This is a genomic window from Methylobacterium sp. WL103, from assembly GCF_008039885.1.
GTDB lineage: Bacteria > Pseudomonadota > Alphaproteobacteria > Rhizobiales > Beijerinckiaceae > Methylobacterium > Methylobacterium cerastii.
The window spans coordinates 1-18,946 of the sequence record NZ_VRUX01000031.1; the positions used below are offsets into that span (position 1 = coordinate 1).

The 18,946-nt window shown below is 63.4% G+C and carries 18 protein-coding genes; 3 read left to right on the top strand and 15 right to left on the bottom strand.

Annotated features, from left to right (window positions below; translation table 11 throughout):
• Positions 1–394: Hpt domain-containing protein (locus tag FV222_RS04065; protein WP_147813078.1), on the top strand; the 394-nt coding region annotated here is incomplete at its 5' end.
• A gap of 314 nt (positions 395–708) precedes the next feature.
• Here the strand turns inward: FV222_RS04065 and FV222_RS04070 are convergent.
• The 10 genes from FV222_RS04070 to FV222_RS04115 all read right to left on the bottom strand — a co-directional run bounded on the left by FV222_RS04070 (position 709) and on the right by FV222_RS04115 (position 9,973).
• Positions 709–1,551, bottom strand: coding sequence for a Pnap_2097 family protein (locus tag FV222_RS04070; RefSeq protein WP_147813080.1), 843 nt, complete (start codon positions 1,549–1,551; stop codon positions 709–711).
• Between the two features lie 162 nt (positions 1,552–1,713).
• The gene (locus tag FV222_RS04075; RefSeq protein WP_187277213.1) at positions 1,714–2,649 is read right to left on the bottom strand and encodes a transporter; all 936 of its coding nucleotides are present in this window, start codon (positions 2,647–2,649) and stop codon (positions 1,714–1,716) included.
• Between the two features lie 336 nt (positions 2,650–2,985).
• Positions 2,986–4,254, bottom strand: a complete 1,269-nt coding sequence (locus FV222_RS04080; protein WP_147813084.1) for an MSMEG_0569 family flavin-dependent oxidoreductase — start codon at positions 4,252–4,254, stop codon at positions 2,986–2,988.
• Between the two features lie 37 nt (positions 4,255–4,291).
• The gene (locus FV222_RS04085; RefSeq protein ID WP_147763032.1) at positions 4,292–4,573 is read right to left on the bottom strand and encodes an MSMEG_0570 family nitrogen starvation response protein; all 282 of its coding nucleotides are present in this window, start codon (positions 4,571–4,573) and stop codon (positions 4,292–4,294) included.
• The gene (locus FV222_RS04090; RefSeq protein ID WP_147763031.1) at positions 4,566–5,741 is read right to left on the bottom strand and encodes an MSMEG_0565 family glycosyltransferase; all 1,176 of its coding nucleotides are present in this window, start codon (positions 5,739–5,741) and stop codon (positions 4,566–4,568) included. The genes FV222_RS04085 and FV222_RS04090 overlap by 8 nt, the downstream gene beginning before the upstream one ends.
• Entirely contained in the window at positions 5,738–6,733 is a 996-nt protein-coding gene (locus FV222_RS04095; RefSeq protein ID WP_147813086.1) for a sll0787 family AIR synthase-like protein, read from the bottom strand. The genes FV222_RS04090 and FV222_RS04095 overlap by 4 nt, the downstream gene beginning before the upstream one ends.
• A complete protein-coding gene (locus tag FV222_RS04100) occupies positions 6,733–7,278 on the bottom strand; it encodes an MSMEG_0567/Sll0786 family nitrogen starvation N-acetyltransferase (protein WP_147813088.1) in 546 nt (181 codons plus the stop codon). Before FV222_RS04100 ends, FV222_RS04095 begins: the two co-directional genes overlap by 1 nt.
• A complete protein-coding gene (locus FV222_RS04105; protein ID WP_147813090.1) occupies positions 7,275–8,378 on the bottom strand; it encodes an MSMEG_0568 family radical SAM protein in 1,104 nt (367 codons plus the stop codon). The genes FV222_RS04100 and FV222_RS04105 overlap by 4 nt, the downstream gene beginning before the upstream one ends.
• Positions 8,332–9,408: a Nit6803 family nitrilase gene (locus tag FV222_RS04110; protein ID WP_147813092.1), complete on the bottom strand. Its 1,077-nt coding sequence runs from the start codon at positions 9,406–9,408 to the stop codon at positions 8,332–8,334. The genes FV222_RS04105 and FV222_RS04110 overlap by 47 nt, the downstream gene beginning before the upstream one ends.
• 82 nt (positions 9,409–9,490) lie before the next feature.
• A complete protein-coding gene (locus tag FV222_RS04115) occupies positions 9,491–9,973 on the bottom strand; it encodes an MSMEG_0572/Sll0783 family nitrogen starvation response protein (RefSeq protein WP_056167628.1) in 483 nt (160 codons plus the stop codon).
• Positions 9,974–10,392: 419 nt separating this feature from the next.
• On the opposite strand from FV222_RS04115, the gene FV222_RS04120 reads away from it, so the two are divergent.
• Positions 10,393–11,772, top strand: coding sequence for a PLP-dependent aminotransferase family protein (locus tag FV222_RS04120; RefSeq protein ID WP_246685322.1), 1,380 nt, complete (start codon positions 10,393–10,395; stop codon positions 11,770–11,772).
• Positions 11,773–11,882: 110 nt separating this feature from the next.
• On the opposite strand, the gene FV222_RS04125 is transcribed toward FV222_RS04120, so the two are convergent.
• Positions 11,883–12,818, bottom strand: a complete 936-nt coding sequence (locus FV222_RS04125; RefSeq protein ID WP_147813096.1) for an AEC family transporter — start codon at positions 12,816–12,818, stop codon at positions 11,883–11,885.
• A gap of 96 nt (positions 12,819–12,914) precedes the next feature.
• On the opposite strand from FV222_RS04125, the gene FV222_RS04130 reads away from it, so the two are divergent.
• Positions 12,915–13,802, top strand: coding sequence for a LysR substrate-binding domain-containing protein (locus FV222_RS04130; protein ID WP_147813098.1), 888 nt, complete (start codon positions 12,915–12,917; stop codon positions 13,800–13,802).
• A 281-nt stretch (positions 13,803–14,083) separates the two neighbouring features.
• On the opposite strand, the gene FV222_RS04135 is transcribed toward FV222_RS04130, so the two are convergent.
• The 4 genes from FV222_RS04135 to FV222_RS04150 form a co-directional block, all read right to left on the bottom strand.
• Positions 14,084–14,779, bottom strand: a complete 696-nt coding sequence (locus tag FV222_RS04135; protein WP_147813100.1) for a Crp/Fnr family transcriptional regulator — start codon at positions 14,777–14,779, stop codon at positions 14,084–14,086.
• Positions 14,780–15,091: 312 nt separating this feature from the next.
• Positions 15,092–16,393, bottom strand: a complete 1,302-nt coding sequence (locus FV222_RS04140) for a Tad domain-containing protein (protein ID WP_147813102.1) — start codon at positions 16,391–16,393, stop codon at positions 15,092–15,094.
• A 17-nt stretch (positions 16,394–16,410) separates the two neighbouring features.
• The gene (locus tag FV222_RS04145) at positions 16,411–17,025 is read right to left on the bottom strand and encodes a TadE/TadG family type IV pilus assembly protein (RefSeq protein WP_348644927.1); all 615 of its coding nucleotides are present in this window, start codon (positions 17,023–17,025) and stop codon (positions 16,411–16,413) included.
• On the bottom strand, positions 17,016–17,618 hold the full coding sequence (locus FV222_RS04150; RefSeq protein WP_147813106.1) for a TadE/TadG family type IV pilus assembly protein: 603 nt from the start codon (positions 17,616–17,618) through the stop codon (positions 17,016–17,018). The genes FV222_RS04145 and FV222_RS04150 overlap by 10 nt, the downstream gene beginning before the upstream one ends.
• Between the last annotated feature and the right edge of the window lie 1,328 nt (positions 17,619–18,946).

Here is an 18,946-nt window from a genome sequence, read left to right on the forward strand (position 1 = left end):
GCCGACGCGCGACGACGCGCCAGCGCTTCCCGACGCACCGGCGCTCTTGGACCGCGAAACCCTCGAAGGCCTCGCCGAAATGGGCGACGGCGCCTTCCTGGCCCGGGTGCTCGGCCTCTACACGGCGCAGGCACCGGTGGCGCTCGCCGCCTTGGAAGCCGCGATCCCGAACGGCGACGCGGCCGTCGTCGCCAGCGCCGCCCACGGGTTGAAGTCGATGAGTGCCAACGTCGGAGCGATCCGGCTGGTCGGACTGCTCGCCGCCGTCGAGGGGCGGGCACGTGGGGAGCGAGCGATCCCCGGCACGCGGCAGATCGCGCAAATCCGCGCCGTGTTCGAGGAGACGCTCCAGGCGCTCGCCGACGATGCGGTCCGGCGGGATCTGGCGGCTTAGGGTGGGAATCCGCTCAGCTTGGCCGTGGGATGGTCTGCTGAGGGCGGTGACCGGACTTTGGCCTTTCGCCCTGAAGCGGACGTTCCCTTTCCGACCCAACCTCGCCAAATCAGGTAATCCAGATTGTTCCCAATAGCGGACGTTCAGCCCCTTGGTCCTTGATGAACATGGAAGCAAAATACATTGGAAGCGAAATCAACGTCCATTGAACGGCGTAAGTTTCTTGGAATGCGGATTGGATGGAAACTGCCAGCACCACGCCGTAGAATTAAGTGAGCATATAATAAACTGTCGTTGGTAGGTAGGAAGCTAGATCAGGACATCGTGCGGTGCGTCACCACTTCGGCCAAAAGCTTACCATCCACCGAGGCGCTCAGAAGCGCACGATGCCGGCATCCCGCACCATCCTGTGCTGCGAACATCCGCACGGTGATGTCGTCACCTACCTCGATGTTCGCGTGGAACCGCGCGTGACGCCTTTTGGTCGAGAACTGGCCCGACCGTTTGCCGATGAAACGCCACTCAGCTCTATCCACCGCGGCGATGAAGCTGCTGAAATACAGGAGGCCGGCGCCATTGAAGTCCAAATGTGGGCACATCGTGATTGGTGTTGTGCCCAACTCATTCTCATCGACCCACACATCGTGGGCCAACGTCTCATGACAACGATACGCTGGCTGCGATGGCAGGGTCCCCAGGGAGGGTTCCGCGCTTCCGGTACCCTCGATCCTGACACGGGTGATGGAGCGGTTCACGCCTTCGGCCTGACGCCTGACGAACACGGACGTCATCTCCACATCCGCGATCAACCGGTCCCGACACGCGGCGAAATGGCGACTGACGACCCGGGTCTCCGAGAGGTGCGTGATCGTCGAGCGTACATCCAAGCTGTCGTTCTCCCGAACGCCGCCAAGGTCGCCACCATGCAGCGAGATGTTACGGAACGCGGCGTAGATGGGCTGGTCGCCCACGGAACCGAACCCGGTCGCCGCCCTGCCGTAGGCCTTGGCGATCAAGTTCCAGTGACGATGCCCGAGCTCCTTCCAAAGCCAATTTTCCGAGAGGCCGTTCGGGCTTAAGTGCGGCATGCCCAGTACGTAGCTGGACGCGTCCGAGAGGGGAGAACCGCCACCTGCCAACCGCATGTGCAAAGTCATGGACCTTCTCCGTTGCGGAGGGCGGGACCGGGTGGTGGTAGCTGTTGAGACTGAACCACCCGGCCCCTATCGAAGCGGGGTCCTTGGGAAGGATTTTCACTTCGATTGCGGTCACGTCCCCGCTACCTCAGGTGAGGGTGACTGGGGGCGCGAATGCCGGAATCAATACTTGCGGACGAGACTGACCGGCATCGGTTCGGCAGCCTTCGGTGCGCTGTATAGCGGGGCGATGAGACGGATGAAGCCGTCGGTCGACTCGGTGCCGCGGGTCCGGACCGCGACGTCGCGGGCGACCATCAATTGCGCGGTGAACGGCCCGAAATCATAGCCGACCAGGCCGCCGACCGCGAAGCGTCCTGCGCGCGTGTAGCCCTGCGCGGTGGCCCGCGCGAAGTCGCGACCGCCGAGAGGCAGGTCCGTCACCCCGTAGGCGACCGCGCCGACTTCGAACTTGCCGAACTTCTTGGTAGCCGTGAGGTCGAGCAGGAGGGCGTCGGCCAGGTATAGGGGACCGATGGCACGACCGACCGGCCCCTCGAACCGCCCGGGGGAGTCGTAGAAGTTATGGGTCAGGTTGGCGGTAAGGTTCCAGCCATCGCCCGTGTAACTCGCCGCGAAACCCTGGCGGTAGGTGTTCGATGAGAACTGCGTCAGGCCTCGACCGGCGTCGAGATCGTTCAGATGGACCGCCGCCAGATAGCTGACGCCGAAGTTGTTGCCGAGGTCCCATGCGAAGATCGATCCGACAAGGGTTCCGACGTTGACCGAGAAATCACGGTTCGGCACGCCAGCCGGATTATTGGAGAAGCCGAACACCGTGGGCTGTGCGAGCAATGGCTCGACGTTGGCGCCAAACAACTTGAAGCCTGTCGACCAGACCAGGACCGGCACGTTGATCGCGGTATCGGTCGAGAACCGGGTGTCGTTCCGGCGGTAGATGAAGGTGTCGATGGCGTAGATGCCTTCGGGGAGCGGCGCACCGACGGCGAGGCCGACCTGCTCGCCGGGGATGGTGGTGGATTGCGCGAACGAGGCGGTCGCGCTGAGGGTGATTGCGGCGAACGCTCCTGCCGCGGCCGCGAACTTCTTCAACATCATCAATCCCCTGCTAGGAACTTCATCAGGCAGCCGCACCCGTCCGCCGGGAAGCATCGGCGATGGCGGCGTATCGGCAATTTTAGTAGTTGTTTATTTTGATTGATCGGATCTGCACTCAATTTGTATGCATATCCAACAATTATTATATTCTAAGTCCTCAGTCTTCGTAGTCTACTCAACTTTTTTTGGCCGATACTTGGATTGACGCCTTGTTGCAGGGATGGCACAGGCACACCGTCGTCGGAGCAGTCCCATGGGCTTCGAGGTTGAGCGAGATCGGAGCCGTTGCACCCGACATGCTGGCCGGTGCCATCCGGGCTATCGTCGAGGCCAGCCTCAGACCGCGAACTTCAGGGCGAACCGCTCGGTGCCGAAGCGCTGCTGGATCGCCTGGACGACATGTTCGGCGTCGCGGCCAACCGCGCCGAAACGCCCGGACCCCCAGGTGTTCAGCCAGGGCAATCCGATGAAGTAGATCCCCTCCTCGTTCGTGACGCCGCGCCTGTGCTTCGGGCTGCCCGAACCGTTGAACACGGAGGCGTCGAGCCAGCGGAAGTCCGGCGAAAAGCCGATGCACCAGACCACCGACGTGATGCCGGAGCCGTCGAGGGCCAGGCTTGTGACCGGCTCGCCCGGCTCCCAGACCGGCGCGTATTGTTCCTGTTCCGGGGCTTCGATGCCCTTCTCGGCGATGTACTTGTCGATGGCGGCGTTGATGCCGTTGTAGGTCCGGTCGGCGCCATCGAGCGAGCGCTTGAGGTCGTCGCGGAAGCGCAGGCTGCCGTCCCGGTAGTCCTCCATCAGACCGTAGAGCTTCATGCCCTCGGTGGCGAAGCGGCGCAGGTCGATGTCGCGGCCGCCGTCACGGCCGGTGACGTAGTGATTGGTGTTGTCGCGGACGCCGTCTCGCAGCGGATGGTTGTCGACGGTCATCTCGTAGTAGCCCATGTCGGCAAGCCAGGTGACGACGTCGCGGCCGCGGTAGAACCGGGCGCAGCGGGGTGCGTCGCCGACCGCGAGGTGCACCTTGCGACCTGCCAGATGCAGATCCTCGGCGATCTGCGCGCCGGACTGTCCGGAGCCGACGACCAGGACTTCGCCCTCGGGCAATTGGGCTGCGTTGCGGTACTGGTTCGAGTGGATCTGCGTGACGGAGCCCGGCAGCTTCTCGGCCATGCGCGGGATGATCGGCGTGTGGTAGCCGCCCGAGGCCACGACGATCTCGTCGGCGGTGTAGTCGCCCTCCGAGGTCTGGACCGAGAAGATGCCGTCTTCCTGCCGCTCGACACGGGTAACCGAGACGCCCTCGCGTATCGGCGGGTTCACCTTGGCGACAAAGGCCTTGAGATACGCGACGATCTCGTCCTTTCGCATGAACCCGTCCGGCTCCGGCCCATCGTAGGGATGGCCTGGCAGGTCGCACTGCCAGTTCGGCGTGACGAGGCAGAACGTGTCCCAGCGCTGCGTCGACCAGGTGTGGGCCGCCGTGTTCTTCTCGAAGACGAGGTGCTCGATTCCGCGCTGCTTGAGGTGGTAGCTGACCGAGAGGCCGGCCTGGCCGCCGCCGACGACGGCAACGGGAACGTGACGGGGGGTGGACGTCATGGCTCTCACTCCGTGAGTTCGCAGAAAGGGGGGCGGTTCAGGGCTCGAAGGTCTCGACCATGACCCGACCATCGGAAGGTTGGAGCTTCGCGGCGGCCTCGATCCGGGCGAGTTGGTCCAGGGCGGACGAGCAGGCGAAGCCGTACTTCTCGCGTACGCGCTCGCTCGCGATGTTGAGGGCGGTGCGGGTCTTCTCGACAAACTCGTCGACGGCGTAGCTCTCGCCCGGCACGAGGAAGTCCTTCACGACGAGGGACGGCGAGTAGCAGGCCTCGCGCCGACCGTCGGGCCAGCGGACGTGGAAGTGCATCTCAGGCATGGGTCGGCTCCTGTCGCATGCGGGCGCAGCCCGCATAGGCATCGAGGTGGCGCTCGGCGCAGGCCCGCCAGGAATGGGCGGCGGCCCGTGCGAAGCCCGCGAGCCTCAGGCGGTCGTGCGTCTCCGGCACGAGTGCGATTGCCATGGCTCGGGCGATGTCGTCGGGGGCGGCCGGATCGACGAACAGTGCGTCACCCTCGGCGAGGTATTCGGTGAAGGGCGGTCGGTGCGAGACGACGACCGGGGTGCCGCAGGCCATCGCCTCCAGCACGCACAGGCCGAACCCTTCCTTCAGCGAAGGAAACGCCAGCACGTCGGCGATACGGTAGAGGGCCGGTATATCGGCCTGCGGAACCGGACCGGTCTCGATCACGGTACCGCTTGCCCCAGCCGCCAGGCCATTGGCGGTTAGGGCCGCATGGCATCGCGCGCGGTAGGCGGCGTGATCGAAAAGCGAGGCTCCCCCGGCGATGACGAGCTGGGCCCCGGGATGGCGCTCACGCAAGCGCGCGAACGCCTCGATGATGCCGAGGGTGTTCTTGCGCGCCTCGAAGCCGCCGATGGCTAGGACGATGGGACCGTCGCTCAACCCCCAGCGCCGCCGTACGGCGGCATCCTGCAGGTCAGGCGTGGGTTGGTAGGCCGCCATGTCGACGCCGTTGCCGACGACCTCAGGCATCCCACCGAAGTCCGAACGGACCTGGTCGGTCCAGCCCTGACTGACGCAGAGGATGCGCCGAGCCTCCTGGATCGAGCGATCCTGCCAATCGGCAAGCTGCGGGTCGGCGAATGTATCCAAGTGGTGGACCGTCCGAACGAAACCCGGAATCAGACGCCGATGCTTCAGGGTGGCGAGCGCGTTGCCGCCGATGCCGTCGTGGGCGTGGAAGACATCGAAGTCACAGGCCGCCGGCGACCCAAAATGAACGAGGTAGTCGTTGATGCGCGTCCGCACGAGCTCGACCGTGTCACCGGCAACCGTGCGGGCGGAGACGGAAACCGTGGGGCAAGCGGCGGCCCGGAAGAAACCACGGCCGGACGGGTCAGGCGCGTGGACCACCGCCTCGTGCCCGAGGGCGCACAGAGCTTCGGCCAGGGCGAGGCAATGGGCGACGCCGCCCCGCGGGTTGGTGGAGTGGGTAAGCAGGGCGATGCGCAGACCGGTCATGCCGAGGCCTCCGCTTCATCCCGGCCGCAGCCGATGAGGGGGCTGGCGACGAAATCCCAGACCACGGCCTCCTCGCCTCCGGCATCGCGGATGCGCGCGACCCGGCTCGCATCGACGGTTCCGATGGTCGCGGCCGTGATGTCCCGCGCGGCGAAACGGTCGAGCACGGCCGGGGTGTCGGCGGGGCGGATGCTGAGGAGGTAGCCGTAGCTCGGAAAGGCGGTGAGCCATCGCGCCATCGCAACGTCGTCGGGCCGCGGGATCGCGGCGAGGTCGATGACGGCGCCGACCTTCGAGCATTCGAGCAGCATCAGCGCCGTGCCGACGACGCCCGCCATGCTGATGTCCTTCGCGGCGCGGCAGAGACCGTCCTCGGCGAGCCCCGGCAGCAGGGCGAGGTCGGCGCGCAGGCGGTCGCCCGGCGACCCGGTCGAAGCGTCCCAGTAGGGATGCGGATCGCGGAAACGCCCGCGCAGGTCGATGGCGGCGACGAGGTCGTCGCCTGGTGCCGCATCGAAGCTCGTCAGCAGGCGGGGACCGGCGCGGCCGAGCACGGCGACCGCCAGGTTCCCGGTCTCCGAACGCGTGTTCGTGTGGCCGCCGACGACAGGCACGCCGTAGAGGGCGGCCGCGTCCGACAGACCGGCCAGGATCGGGTCCGCCGCCGCGGCGTCCCGGCTCCACAGGGCGTCGACGACCGCGAGCGGGCGCCCGCCCATGGCTGCCACGTCGCTGAGGTTCACCATGATCCCGCAATAGCCGGCGAAATAGGGATCGGCCGAGACGAAGCTGTCGATGAAGCCCTCGATGGCGAAGAGCAGGTGTCCATCCCCATCGGGGATGGCGGCGCAATCGTCTCCGACCGGAACCGCATCATGCCGTGCGCCCAGTCCGAGGCGCGTGACGACGGCATCAATGTCGCGCTTGTGCGAGACGCCCCGTGCATTTCGGATCTGCCCGGCTAGGGCCTGGAGGTCGACGGCCGCGGTCATCACGCCGCCCTGCGGAACGTAACGAGCCCGTGCTCAGGGTCGTGCATCGGCGGGTAGGCGGCGAGATCGGCCTGCATCAGGTGGTGAAGGCGACCATGGAGCTCCGCCGCATCGAGGCTCGCCCAGTGCAGGGCCTCGAACAGCGGCACGTTTCGGTCCTGCACGTGCGCCAGGAAGCGCGTGCATCCCCGTGCATGGGCCGAAGAGACCGCGACCTGGATCAGCCCGGCCCCGAGCGCCGCCGTGCCGCGGAAGGCCTTGGCGACGGCCAACCGCGAGCCCCACCACTCGCCAGGACGTTCCGCCACCTCGTGGATGCGCACGGTGCCGACGACTGCGTCGGCATCCCCGCCGAGGGTGGAGAGGGCACAGATCGGGATGGCGTGTCCGTCGATGGCGTCGCGGTCATCATCCGCGAAGATCCCTTGCTCGGTGCAGAACACCTGCCGGCGCAGGGCGGCACAGGCGCGGCGCTCCCAGTGAGAGGTGGCGAACTTCACCCGGAAATGGCTCGGGCGATAGGGCGCGACGGGTTCGAGGATCATGCCGCCACCCCCGTACGCTCGTAAGTGGAGAGGGCCGAACAGGCGCCGCAGCGACCGCAGCCGGCCTTGATGTCGGTGGAGCGCAGGTTCGCCCGACCCAGCATCTCGGACAGGGGCTGCAGGATCGCGTGCATGAAATCCGGCGACGGGGCCGGGTGGCTCTCCAGCGGCGTGCCCGAGATGGGCACGAAGGGTACGACGAATGGGTAGACGCCCATGGCGACCAGGCGCTCGGCCATGGCGAGGATCGCCTCCGGGGCGTCGCCGAGGCCGGCGAGGATGTAGGTCGAGACCTGGCCCCGCCCGAAGACCGGCACAGCCGCCGCGAAGGCATCGTAGTAGCGCTTCAGCGGCACGCTTGCCTTGCCGGGCATGATCCTGTCACGGACCTCGGGGGTGACGGCCTCCAGGTGCATGCCGAGCGCGTCGACGCCCGACGCCTTCATGCGCTCGAACCAGCGGTCGTCGTCCGGTGGCTCGCATTGCGCCTGGATGGGCAAGTCCACCGCCGCCTTCACCGCGAAGGCGCTCTCGCACAGGATCGCGGCGCCCCGGTCGGTGGCGTTCGGCGTGCCCGTGGTCATCACCATGTGCTTGACGCCGTCCAACAGAACGGCGGCGCGGGCGACCTCGGCGAGTTGCTCGGGCGTCTTGCGCGCGACGGTGCGGCCGGCCGACAGCGACTGGCCGATGGAGCAGAACTGGCAGGTCTTGGTGCGGCTGGCGTAGCGGATGCAGGTCTGCAGCACGGTTGTCGCGAGCACGTCGCGCCCGTGCAGCACCGCGATCTTCGAGTACGGCACCCCGTCGAAGGTCGAGAGGGCGTAGAAGCGCGGCTTGCCCGGGAAGGTCACCCGGCCGATCACCGCGCCGTCGTGCTCGATGACCGAGACCCCGTCGAGATCCGGGCGGCGCACCAGGAAGGGCGAGTCGAACGCCGCCTCGGTGTGGACCGGCACCATCACGGTGCGGCCCGCGATGGTCATCGCCTTGTGGTCGGAGGGACCGGCGCCGCCGCGTCGGCTCGGAGCCCCGGCCCGGGTGTCGGCGAGCCTAACGCCGTAGGATTGCAGCGCGTTGATCAGGCGCTCCGTCGGCATCCCGACCAGGCCTGCCATGACCGGCGGAAGCGTGGGAAGGCTCGTCGGAAGCGGGGAACTGCTCATGGTCGAGGCTCCGGGATTGATGTTGCGAACGGGTTGGCTGGTGCACGAACGAGGCCGGGCGGTCGTCGTGGAGAAGGCTGAGGAGTTCCGGACGGGCGTAGTGGCCGACCGAGTCCATCATCCGCTTGCGCTTGGTCACCAGCGCGAGGTCCATGTCGGCGATGAGGATGCCCTCGCCAGGACCGAGCGGGTCGGCGAGGTGACGGCCTTCGGGCGAGACGATGGCGGTGCAGTTGCCGCCCCGGCAGGCCCCGCGCAGGCGCTCGTCCGGGCAGACCTGCGCCACCTGCTCGTCGGTGAGCCAGCCCGTGGCGTTGACGACGAAGCAGGCCGCCTCCAGGGCGTGGTGACGGATCGTCACCTCCATCTGATCGGCGAAGATCTGACCGACCAGCGAGCCCGGGAACTGGGCGGCGTGGATCTCCTCGTGCCGGGCCATCAGCGCGTAGCGGGCCAGCGGGTTGTAGTGCTCCCAGCAGGCCAGCGCCCCGACGCGCCCCACCGCCGTATCGACCACGGTGAGGCCGGCGCCGTCGCCCTGACCCCAGACCATGCGCTCGTGGTAGGTCGGGGTGATCTTGCGCCGCTTGAGCTTCAGGGTACCGTCGGCATCGAAGACGAGCTGCGCGTTGTAGAGCGAGCCGTGGTCGCGCTCGTTGACGCCGAGCACGATCACCGCGCCGTGTCGGCGCGCGGCGGCCGAGACGGCCTGGGTGACGGGGCCCGGCACCGCCACGGCGCGCTCGTAGAGGCGCAGGTGCTCCGCGCCCTGCAGGGCCGGCGGCAGCACGAACGAGAAGTACGGGTAATACGGCACGAAGGTCTCGGGGAAGACCATGAAGCGCGCACCCTTGGCGGCGGCCTCGTCGATGGCGTTGAGCACCCGTTCCAGCGTGCCGTCCGGTCGGTCGAGGTCGGGCGCGATCTGGACGGCGGCGGCCCGCACGATCCGGTTCTCAGACATGGATGATCCTCCGGCGGTGACGGCGGCCGCGTCGCGCGCGGCCGCCGGATGCGACGTCCCGGTCGATGGGCCGAGGGCCCGTTCAGACGGTCCAGGTGTCGATGATCACCGCGTTGTCGCGCTTGTGCAGGAGCATGCAGTCGAGGACGTCGAGGGGGTTGATCATGCGGATGCCCTCGATGAAGGCGGCCTCGCCGTGGCCGTACAGGGCCTGGGTCGAGAACCGGCAGGCGTAGACCTTGCCGCCCTCGGCCATGAACTTCTCAAGCTGGTTGTTGAAGTTCAGGTGGCCCGGGAAGGCCTCGTCGCCGAGCCGCGGGAAGCCGCGCTGGACACCGAGGGTGATGCCGGGGCCGTAGAGCAGGATCGAGGTCTCGAAGCCCTTGCGCTGCAGGCGGGTGGCCTGGAGCAGGTTGACGAGGCCGATGGAGCCCTCGAAGGCGACGGTATGGAAGGTCACGAGGGCCTTTTGGCCGGGCTCGGCCTTCACGTCCTCGAATACCTTCTCCTCGTAGTCGACCAGGAAGTCGCCCTTCTTATGGGGTTCGCGATTCACTGCGGGCATGGATCTCACTCCGTGATGGGTTGGACCGCGTCGGCCGAAGCCTCGGGTGGTCACATCCCATCATGGCAAGCGACGTGCCAACGAGGGTCGATCAACAAAACCATCAATAGCTCCAAGTTTAATGCATACAATGATACATTCAATCATCATCACGCCTTGGTTCCGGATGCCAGCTTTCGACTGGCAATCAGATCGGCATATGCACACCGGAGCATCACGTTATGCCCAGTCTGACCGCATGGATTGATGGTATTGTATGTATTGTTCCTGTAAGCCGTTTGGGCCTCCGATACGGTATGGAGCTTGCTACCCATACAATCAGGTATTGATCGCATCTTGATGGTGTGCTTGGAGAACGGATGACCTCAGCAGCGCGAGACGGGCGACCGACGCCTTCGGATGTCGTGAGCGGGACGTGGATGCCCGACCTGAAGCGTTGGGGGAAGCCCCACTACCTCGCCATCGCCGAGGCCTTGGCGGACGACATCCGGACCGGACGCTTGGCGATAGGCACGCGGCTGCCGACCCAGCGCGCCTTGGCCGAGGCCCTCGACCTCAACTTCACGACCGTATCGCGAGGCTATGTCGAGGCTCACAAGCGCGGCTTGATTGAGGGACGTGTCGGACAGGGCACGTTTGTAATCGATCCCGTTCGCAAAGGCCGGTCGATGCCTTCGAAAGACGGCTCACGGATCGGGCCGGTCGACTTTACGATGAACCTGCCTCCCGAACCTGATGCGCCGGCGTTGCAGGCGCGGATGCAGGCCTCGTTCGCGGAGCTGTCCGGCGACCTCTCCAACCTGCTGCGCTACCAGGGCTTCGGCGGGACGGACGAGGACAAGGAAGCCGCCCTGCGCTGGCTGAAAGGTCGGGGCATCGACACCCCGCGGGAGCGCTTGCTCATCTGCCCGGGCGCCCATAGCGCCCTGTTCAGCGTGCTAGGCCAGATAGCCCGCCCCGGTGACGCCATCTGCGCCGAACGCATCACCTATCCGGGCATCCGGTCGCTGGCGGCACATCTGGGCCTGCGCCTCGTCGACCTGCCCATGGACCGGCACGGCGTCGACCCCGACGGGTTCGCGGCCGTCTGCACCAAGGTCGCGCCGAAGGCGATCTACCTGAACCCGCTGCTGCAGAACCCGACCACCACGACCCTGTCCCGGACTCGGCGTGAGGCCATCATCGCGGTCGCCCGCCGCTACGCCGTCACCATCATCGAGGATGACGCCTACGCGCGCATCTGCCCGGCGCCGCCCCCGAGCTTCGCCGAGCTCGCCCCCGAGATCACCTACTACGTGGCCGGCCTTGCCAAGTGCCTCGGCGCAGGGTTGCGCCTCGCCTTCCTCGTCGCCCCGAGTGCCCGGTCCGCCCTTCCGCTCGCCGGCGCCCTGCGGGCCGCCACCGTCATGGCCTCGCCGATCTCGACAGCGCTGGCGACGCGCTGGATCTTGGACGGGACGGCGGATGCAATCGTGCAGTTCGTGCGCGAGGAATCCGCGGCGCGCCAGCGCATCGCGACCTCGCTGCTTCCCAGTGGGACCTACACCGCGGACCCGCACGGCTTCCACGTTTGGATCACGCTGCCGGAAGGCTGGACCCGCTCGGCCTTCGCCAGTCAGGGACGTTCCGCCGGGCTCGGCGTCGTCGCCAGCGACCCGTTCTGCGTCGCCGGCACGCCGCCCGAGGCGGTACGCCTCTGTCTCGGCGGCCCCTCCACCCAGCAGCAGATCACCCAGGGCCTGGAAGTGCTCGCCCATGCGCTGGAAGGTTCGCCGGCGCTTGCGTCGTCCTATATCTGAGCGGCTCGACGGCCACGCCGGGCGGCCGCCTGGGCCCCATCCGCCCCTGGCACGCCGCCACGTCGTTGGACCTTACCTCCGCACTCCAATCCCCCAGCAGGTCGGTCGGTTCACGCCACGAATGCGAGGTATCCGCTGATAGTCATGACGGACAGGATGGTCGAGGTCAGGACGACGTTCGAGGTGATGGCTGCCTCCCTGCCGTAGAACTCGGCCAGCATGAACGGGCCCGTTCCGGTCGGAAGCGCGGCGAGCAGGACGGCGGCGTGCGTCAGCATCGGCGAGAGCCCGAACACGACCGTTGCCAGTATCCAGGTCACGGCCGGCTGAAGGAGCAGCTTGAACCCCACCAGGAGCGCGGCCGAACCTGGGTCCCGATCCGTCGCTGCCCGTTCCGCTGCCAGGAAAAGACCGAGCGCCACGAGCGCGCAGGGCGAGGCGGCCCCACCAAGCAGCTTCAGGAAGGTCTCCGCAGGGGCGGGGACGTCCAATCCGGCGAGCGGAATGAGAGCGCCCAGGACCGGTGCGACGAGCAACGGATTGCGTATCAGCGAGCCGCCAACTTTCATGACGAGATCCCTGCGTCGATTCTCGGTCTGCAACCCGATCTCGATCAGCACGATGGCGATGGCGAACAGGATGCAGACCGTGATGATCGTGGCCACGAGCGTCGGGGCGAGGGCCTCCTGGCCCAGTGCCACGAACGCCAGCGGGAACCCGATGAAGCCCGTATTGGCGTAGCCCGCGTTCAGGCCGTCGATGGCGGCATCGGCCAGATGCCTCGGGCGTTGCAAGCGGACGACGAGCGTGAGGCAGAACACGAGGGCGGCGCCGAGGCCGAAGGCAGCGACGAAGCCCGGCTGCCACACATCGATCCATCGCGCATGCGCGACGATGTCGAACAGCAGCGCCGGAAGCGCGAGGTAGACCACGAACCGGTTGAGTTCCGTCGTCGCGTGAGGGCCTAAAACGCCGATGCGACGGGCGAGCCATCCGGCGAAAATGAGCGCGAAGATCGGCAGGACGACGGTGAGCGTGGACAGCATGACAGGAGGTGACCCGAGGTGATGGGGCAGACCTATCCTCCAGGCCCCATATCATCCAATGCTGATTGACCCCTTCATTCATACCCTTCCGGTATCATGGTCGACATCCGACAGATGCGCTACTTCGTGGCGTTGGCCGAGACGCTCCACTTCGGCCGGGCGGCCGAGCGACTGCATATCAGCCAGCCACCCCTGAGCCGGCAGATCGCCAACCTGGAGAAGGAGCTCGGCGTGCGTCTGCTTGAGCGTCACACGCGGCAGGCGGCGTTGACCTACGCGGGTCGGCGGTTCCTGGAGGATTCACGCGCCGTCCTCGTATCGTTCGACCAAGCCTGCCGTAATGCGCGGCTCGCCGACGGGGGCGATCTTGGCGAACTGTCCATCGGTTTCATGATGCACGCAGCCCACACGGTCCTGCCGGGGCTCGCACGGCGGTTCATGGCCAGCCACCCCCAGGTCCAGGTCGAGTTGCGGGAGGTCGTTCCCAACGCACTGGCGGATGCGGTGCTGACCGGGCGGTTCGACGCCGCCATCATGTTCAATCCCGGACCCGTGCGAGGACTGGACGCGCACGCGATCTTCCGTGAGCCGCTGTGCCTCGCGGTGCATGCCCGCCATCCCCTCGCCGGACGGGAAGGCATCCAAGCTCACGATCTCGTCGACGAACGCCTGATCGCGGCGCCGGCCGATGTCGCGCCGACATTGCGCGAGGCGGTCGTCGGATTCTGCCGCTCGGGCGGTTTCGAACCGACCGTCCGCCTTGAGGCGCAACTTCAACAGACAATCGTGAGCCTCGTGGCGGAAGGCCTCGGCATAGCCCTCGTACCGCAATCGCTGCGCAAGATGGGGGTTGCCGACGTGGTCTTCCGCGACCTGCAGGAGGCCCCGACCATCGAGCACGTCGTTGTATGGAGGCCGGGGAACCTCAACCCCGCTCTCTGGCCTTTCCTCTTGGAAGCAGGCATCGTCCTCGGGCGGAAATGACGATTACCCACGAAGCCTTGCCGTATGGCGGACGGGCGGGTCCCGACCCAACCTCGCCCTACAGGGCCGCGTCGACGCTTCTCGAAAGCAGCTATTCGTCGGGCGTCAGGCAACTTCTGTTCGGGTTGGGGAGCGGACTCAACGGCTTCATACTGCGCTATATGCGAATTTCGAAGGAACGATCGCCGCGTAAGCTCCCGCAATGTAAGCTGTGAAGCGTTGCCGATTGCGGCAGGAACTCGTTGATATTTTTTAAAGATCGAAGACTACACATCTACTTGTCATACGAGGTGCAGGTAGGCCTGGTCGAACTCGGCGACCGTCGTGAGCCCGCTCCAGTCCTGAATGATCAACTTGCGGTGGCGAAGCGTAACCAAACCCATCTTCTTGAGCTCTTGCATAGAGCGATTGCTATGGACCGCGGAGATCCCAAGGGCGTCGGCCAGTTCGGTTTGAGTCAGAGGCAGCCGGTAGCGACGGTCATCAGTCAAGCCGACCGTCCGCAGGCGGACGTACATCTCGCAGAACAGGTGCGCCATCCGGCCGACTGCCTGCCGCCGGCCGAGGCTGATCACCCGCTCGCGACAGCGCGTGGCGTCGATTAGGGTCTCGCGCCACAGGGCCATCGCGACGTTGGTGTTGCGTTGGATCAGGGCGCGCATGTCCTTGTGCACGACGAAGGCCACCGTGGCCTTGGGAATTGCCACGAGACCCTGATCCATCACGTGCAGGTGCAGGCTCTCGATATCCGGCATGTCGCCGGGCACGTAGAACCCGAAGATCTGGCGCTGCCCGTTGGCGAGGGTCCGACAGCGATAGGCCCATCCATCTAGGATCAGGCAGCACTGTTTGGGCGCATTACCCTCGTCGAAGATGCTGGTACGGTCTGGGAAGGTGCGGATCGTGAACGGCAAGGCCTCGATGGCGGCGCGGTTCCTGTCCGAGAGTTGCGCGGTAACTTCGAGCTTGCGGATCATCAGTGCCGCTGGCGCGGGCGGGGGGGAGTCCGTGCCGGATGCGTTACTCACATTCAATCAGCCACACGTAGTCGATACCGCTACGAACGAAACCAAGAAAAACCGTTGATGTTGTGACAAAAATCATGGCGAGAGAGCATCGCCGAGCGTTTCCGAACGACTTGAATAATTTTATAGCATATTCAATAGCTTATCCTTGCCGCATATCGAATATAACTCTTGAATATTTTAAAGATATTTTCGATCAATCAGCAGCCAATGACCTAAATTGCTCATCAATTATGTCACCGCGATCATTCAGACATGCGCAACCTAGTTGCTTATTCTGACGGACGCCACAGCAGTTGAAAAAAGCTGTAGCATGGCTGAAGTTATATCTCCGCCGGATGAGACCGGAAAGTAGAGACCATCCGAGGCGCAAGCCTTTAGCATAGGCCCAATCTTAGTTTCATAGGGTTTTACATAGCTATTGTAAAAATCATTTGTGTACAATGGGAGATACTGTGTATAAATAATCCCAATGCGTACGTTATTATTTTTTAGAGTATTACACGTTGTTGGGCTCAAGGGACCGATGAAGCGGCTACCATTGATTTGAAAGCCAGAACCTTGGTTTGTAATACTTCCGCCCGTGTCCTCCACACCATCAGTTACGAGAAAGAGAAACCGAATTGGTGACGCGGCGGTGATGCCAGACCCGCTCGCCGGTATAACGGTGTTCATCTTACTGATAGCGCGCTCGAAGTCAGTTTGATTATCCGCCTGATTATAATAGGCGTAGGCAATATCCACGTTTGGCGCGGCAGATTTGATCAAGCTTAAAGTAGGCGTCATCGCCTGAAGGCGAGCTTGAGATGTTGAGTCGTTGAACGTCCACATTTCCATCTGGAATTGCTGAAACAGCGTCATGCTGGCGTTTGCTTGATCAACGAGCGCGGCTACCGCGTCACGCATGACCTGGATCCGAAGCTTGATATTGTTCTTTTGAGCAACATGGTAGTTATCGTTTAGATTATCGCCAGTGACGTTGCCCTTGCTATCGTAAGTGTGCTCATGACACGCAAAGGCGCACCCGCCGGTCACGCGCTGCATGTTGGTCACGTCCGCATCTGTAGCAGCCAAACCCATCGATGGTGAATTGTCGAGCAATAGATAAAAATTAATATACTGAAATAAATTCCGGGTGCTAGATGATGTTGATCCGATATTTAAAGCCGGGACTTTCATCATGGCACCTAATGTCGTCCGGACTGCTGCCGTATAACTAGCACTTAAACTCAGTGAAGATGCGCCATTAACCGGAGAGCTAGGTGTAAAAGAAGTGATCGTAACGCCTGCGAGTTTGCCAGCCTCCGTACGGAATTGATTTTCCATGGTTACAATGTTTGCCGCCGAAATACTGTTCGTTTTCTGAGCCATTACGGCCAAGATCGCGCCATCGAGGGCTGCGTCAAGCTGTGTCTTGACGGAGTTGCGACGGCCATAATCAATAGCACCCCCGATCGCGAACAGGATCGGTATCAAGAGCAACGCGAACACAATCGCGACACCGCCGGAGCAAGTGCAGCGGAAGCGTTTGAAAGGGTGGGCGACACGTGAGAAGAACGTGGACATCACGACGGTTCCGCAATTTACGGGTAAGTCGGGCAGGCGCTACCGCCTGGCATGATGATCTCGCTGGTGGTGCGCTCAGCCCATGGAATCTGGCGCGTGAAGACCAACCCACGACTGCCGAATATGCGCTGGTACAGGTTCGCCCCAATGATTGGGGTGTAAGGCAGCGTTACCTCGGCGAGGATGTAGCGTGCCCCGTCGAACTGATAGCTTGCGGGCGTGGCCGGCAGCCCATTGGTGCCGTTGACGGTCAATCTTGTTCGGACTGTTGCGTTCTGCTGCCAGCTTGAGCAGACGCCGCCATAGAGAGAGCCGCTGATATTCTCGACACCCATCGCGCTCACGACAATCTGGAGGCCAGACGTGTTGAGGGGACGCAGGATAGCTGTTGCTGCGCCTGCAATCGTAGCCATGTCCGATGTCGTTGGGTTAGGGTTGTCTGCCCGCCCCGCCAAATCAGCCATCGTGCGGGCAAACAACGACAGTCTGCGGCTTGTCTCGATAGCCCGTGTCAGCTCAACAGTTCCGAAATACAAAGTCACAAGGACTGGAAGGATCATCGCGAATTCGATCGCCGCGACTCCACCGTCGTCTGTGGCGAAATTTCTCAAAACTCGACGAGTCACGAGCACACCGACTTAGTTGTATAGGGCTCGGCCTTGAACACGGTGGCGGCTTGAATAACTCGTCGTCCCGTGGACAACCTCGACGCACTGGACCCTAGCAGGGGAAAATAAGCAGGTACATCCACAGCCGCCTGGATCACCATAATTGCTGATGCTCCAGCGCAGCTATAACTTTGAAATTGCGGGTTCCAGGTCACAACACCTTTGGCATCTGTTGATGTCGGCGATACTGGTGTCGCGCCTGCTAGGGTCTCCGCCTGAGTGACGCTGACCCGCACAGTCGTACAATCAAAAATTGTCAGCCGCGGTGAGCCGTTGCTTTCCGTACAAATCGCCGTCCGGAACTTGGTGGCGAGCGTCGCCATATTTGTTGTTCCGCTGTTCGCCGTCTGGAATTTACCAGTGTAAAGTTGGCGACCAGCATCGACGATGGCCTGCTGCAGAATTTCCTGCTGCCAATAAACCAGGGCGTTTTCTAAGCATGCTGTAACGAGGCCGAGGAAAGGCAACGCCAGCAGCCCAAATTCGACCGCTGTTGTCCCTTTTTTTGCGCGTAAAAATCGGGCTAAGAACGTTTGGCCGCCCCCGGAGGCATTCATCCTGTGACCTTTGCCAGCCGAGCAATGAGCAGTTTCTCTATCGTCGGCAACTTGTAGACCGCTTGGCTATGCTTAATGTCGGTCACTCACAATTAACTTGACACAAAACGGTTTAAAAATCGTTAATAAATGGGCTTCTGTGCTTCATTGTGTAAAAAAAGATGCTGATCTTAAAGAATTAATCTTGATTTTAGAGACATACCAATTCAATTAAACGCTGGTTCTGGTGGGCGGCAGGATGGTTTCGGTCGATAAAGTTTGCCCCCGGTGATCCAAATCGACCGCCAACCCGAGTGAGACAGATCGCCAAGCACGAGAACTCTGTGTCAGGCGGGCTGTTGGTCGGGTAAGATGATGAGATCTTGGTGGTAGAAGACGGACGCTCGCTCCGCATTCACGGAGGGTGTTCCGGACCTAACCTAAAATTCGTTCACGGACCAACAGACGCTTGAAGGCGATCAATGGTCCCGTAGTGGTTCGTGACCCAAAACGCCCAGGCGTTCCCGTTCAATGGGGAAAAGCTACAGCCGTGGACAAACCGACAGGCATCGGATTTACAGTAAGGTAAACCTAGTGGTCAAAATTTGACGCTTGTTACCTATCCCTGAACGTCCGTGAAGGGTCGTTAGCGGGCGCGGCCGCAACGTCCGGCCTCGTGGGTTATTGCCTGAAAGCGGACCGGCAGAAAGCCACCCAACCTGGCCGTAGAACGGCCCGGCGGTTCTCGACCCAAGTTGGCCGTACGAGACAACATCGTCATTGCCGGAAAGCGGACGTAAGCTCCTGCTCTCGCGGACGGCAGGAAATGGTCGAAAGCCGTCGAGTTGGTTCTAATTGCGCGATGCGCCAAACTGGACGCGCAAGCATCGCCTTTACCACCATCAGAGACACACGTTTTACCCGACGTTCGAATACGCTACGGCGGACTGGGCGCAGTCGTTGGAGCTGAGACTGCGACGGGATCGAAGGCGTACTTATCGAAGACAAGGCCTTCCGGCGTAAGGACGATCAACAGCACGGTTGCCAGCAAGGCGGCGATAGCCACCAGGGAGATGCCGACGCGCTGTGGGTCAAACTACTGCGTGCGCAGCACTGCGTATCCGAAGGTGAAGGCAGCCACCTCCGTCAAAGGCACCATGTTGACTGACCACACGATCGGTTTCCCTGCCTAAATGACACCTGCTGAGTCTTAGAGCCCCTAAGTGTCTGTTCGGCAACAAGCTGTGCAATCTGAGCAGGTTGTGATTCAAGCGAGGGCTGAGAAAGGCCTTTGCTGATGTGGACGACCGAGAACCGTGTTCGCTACGACCGGAGCGCGTTGCGCTACG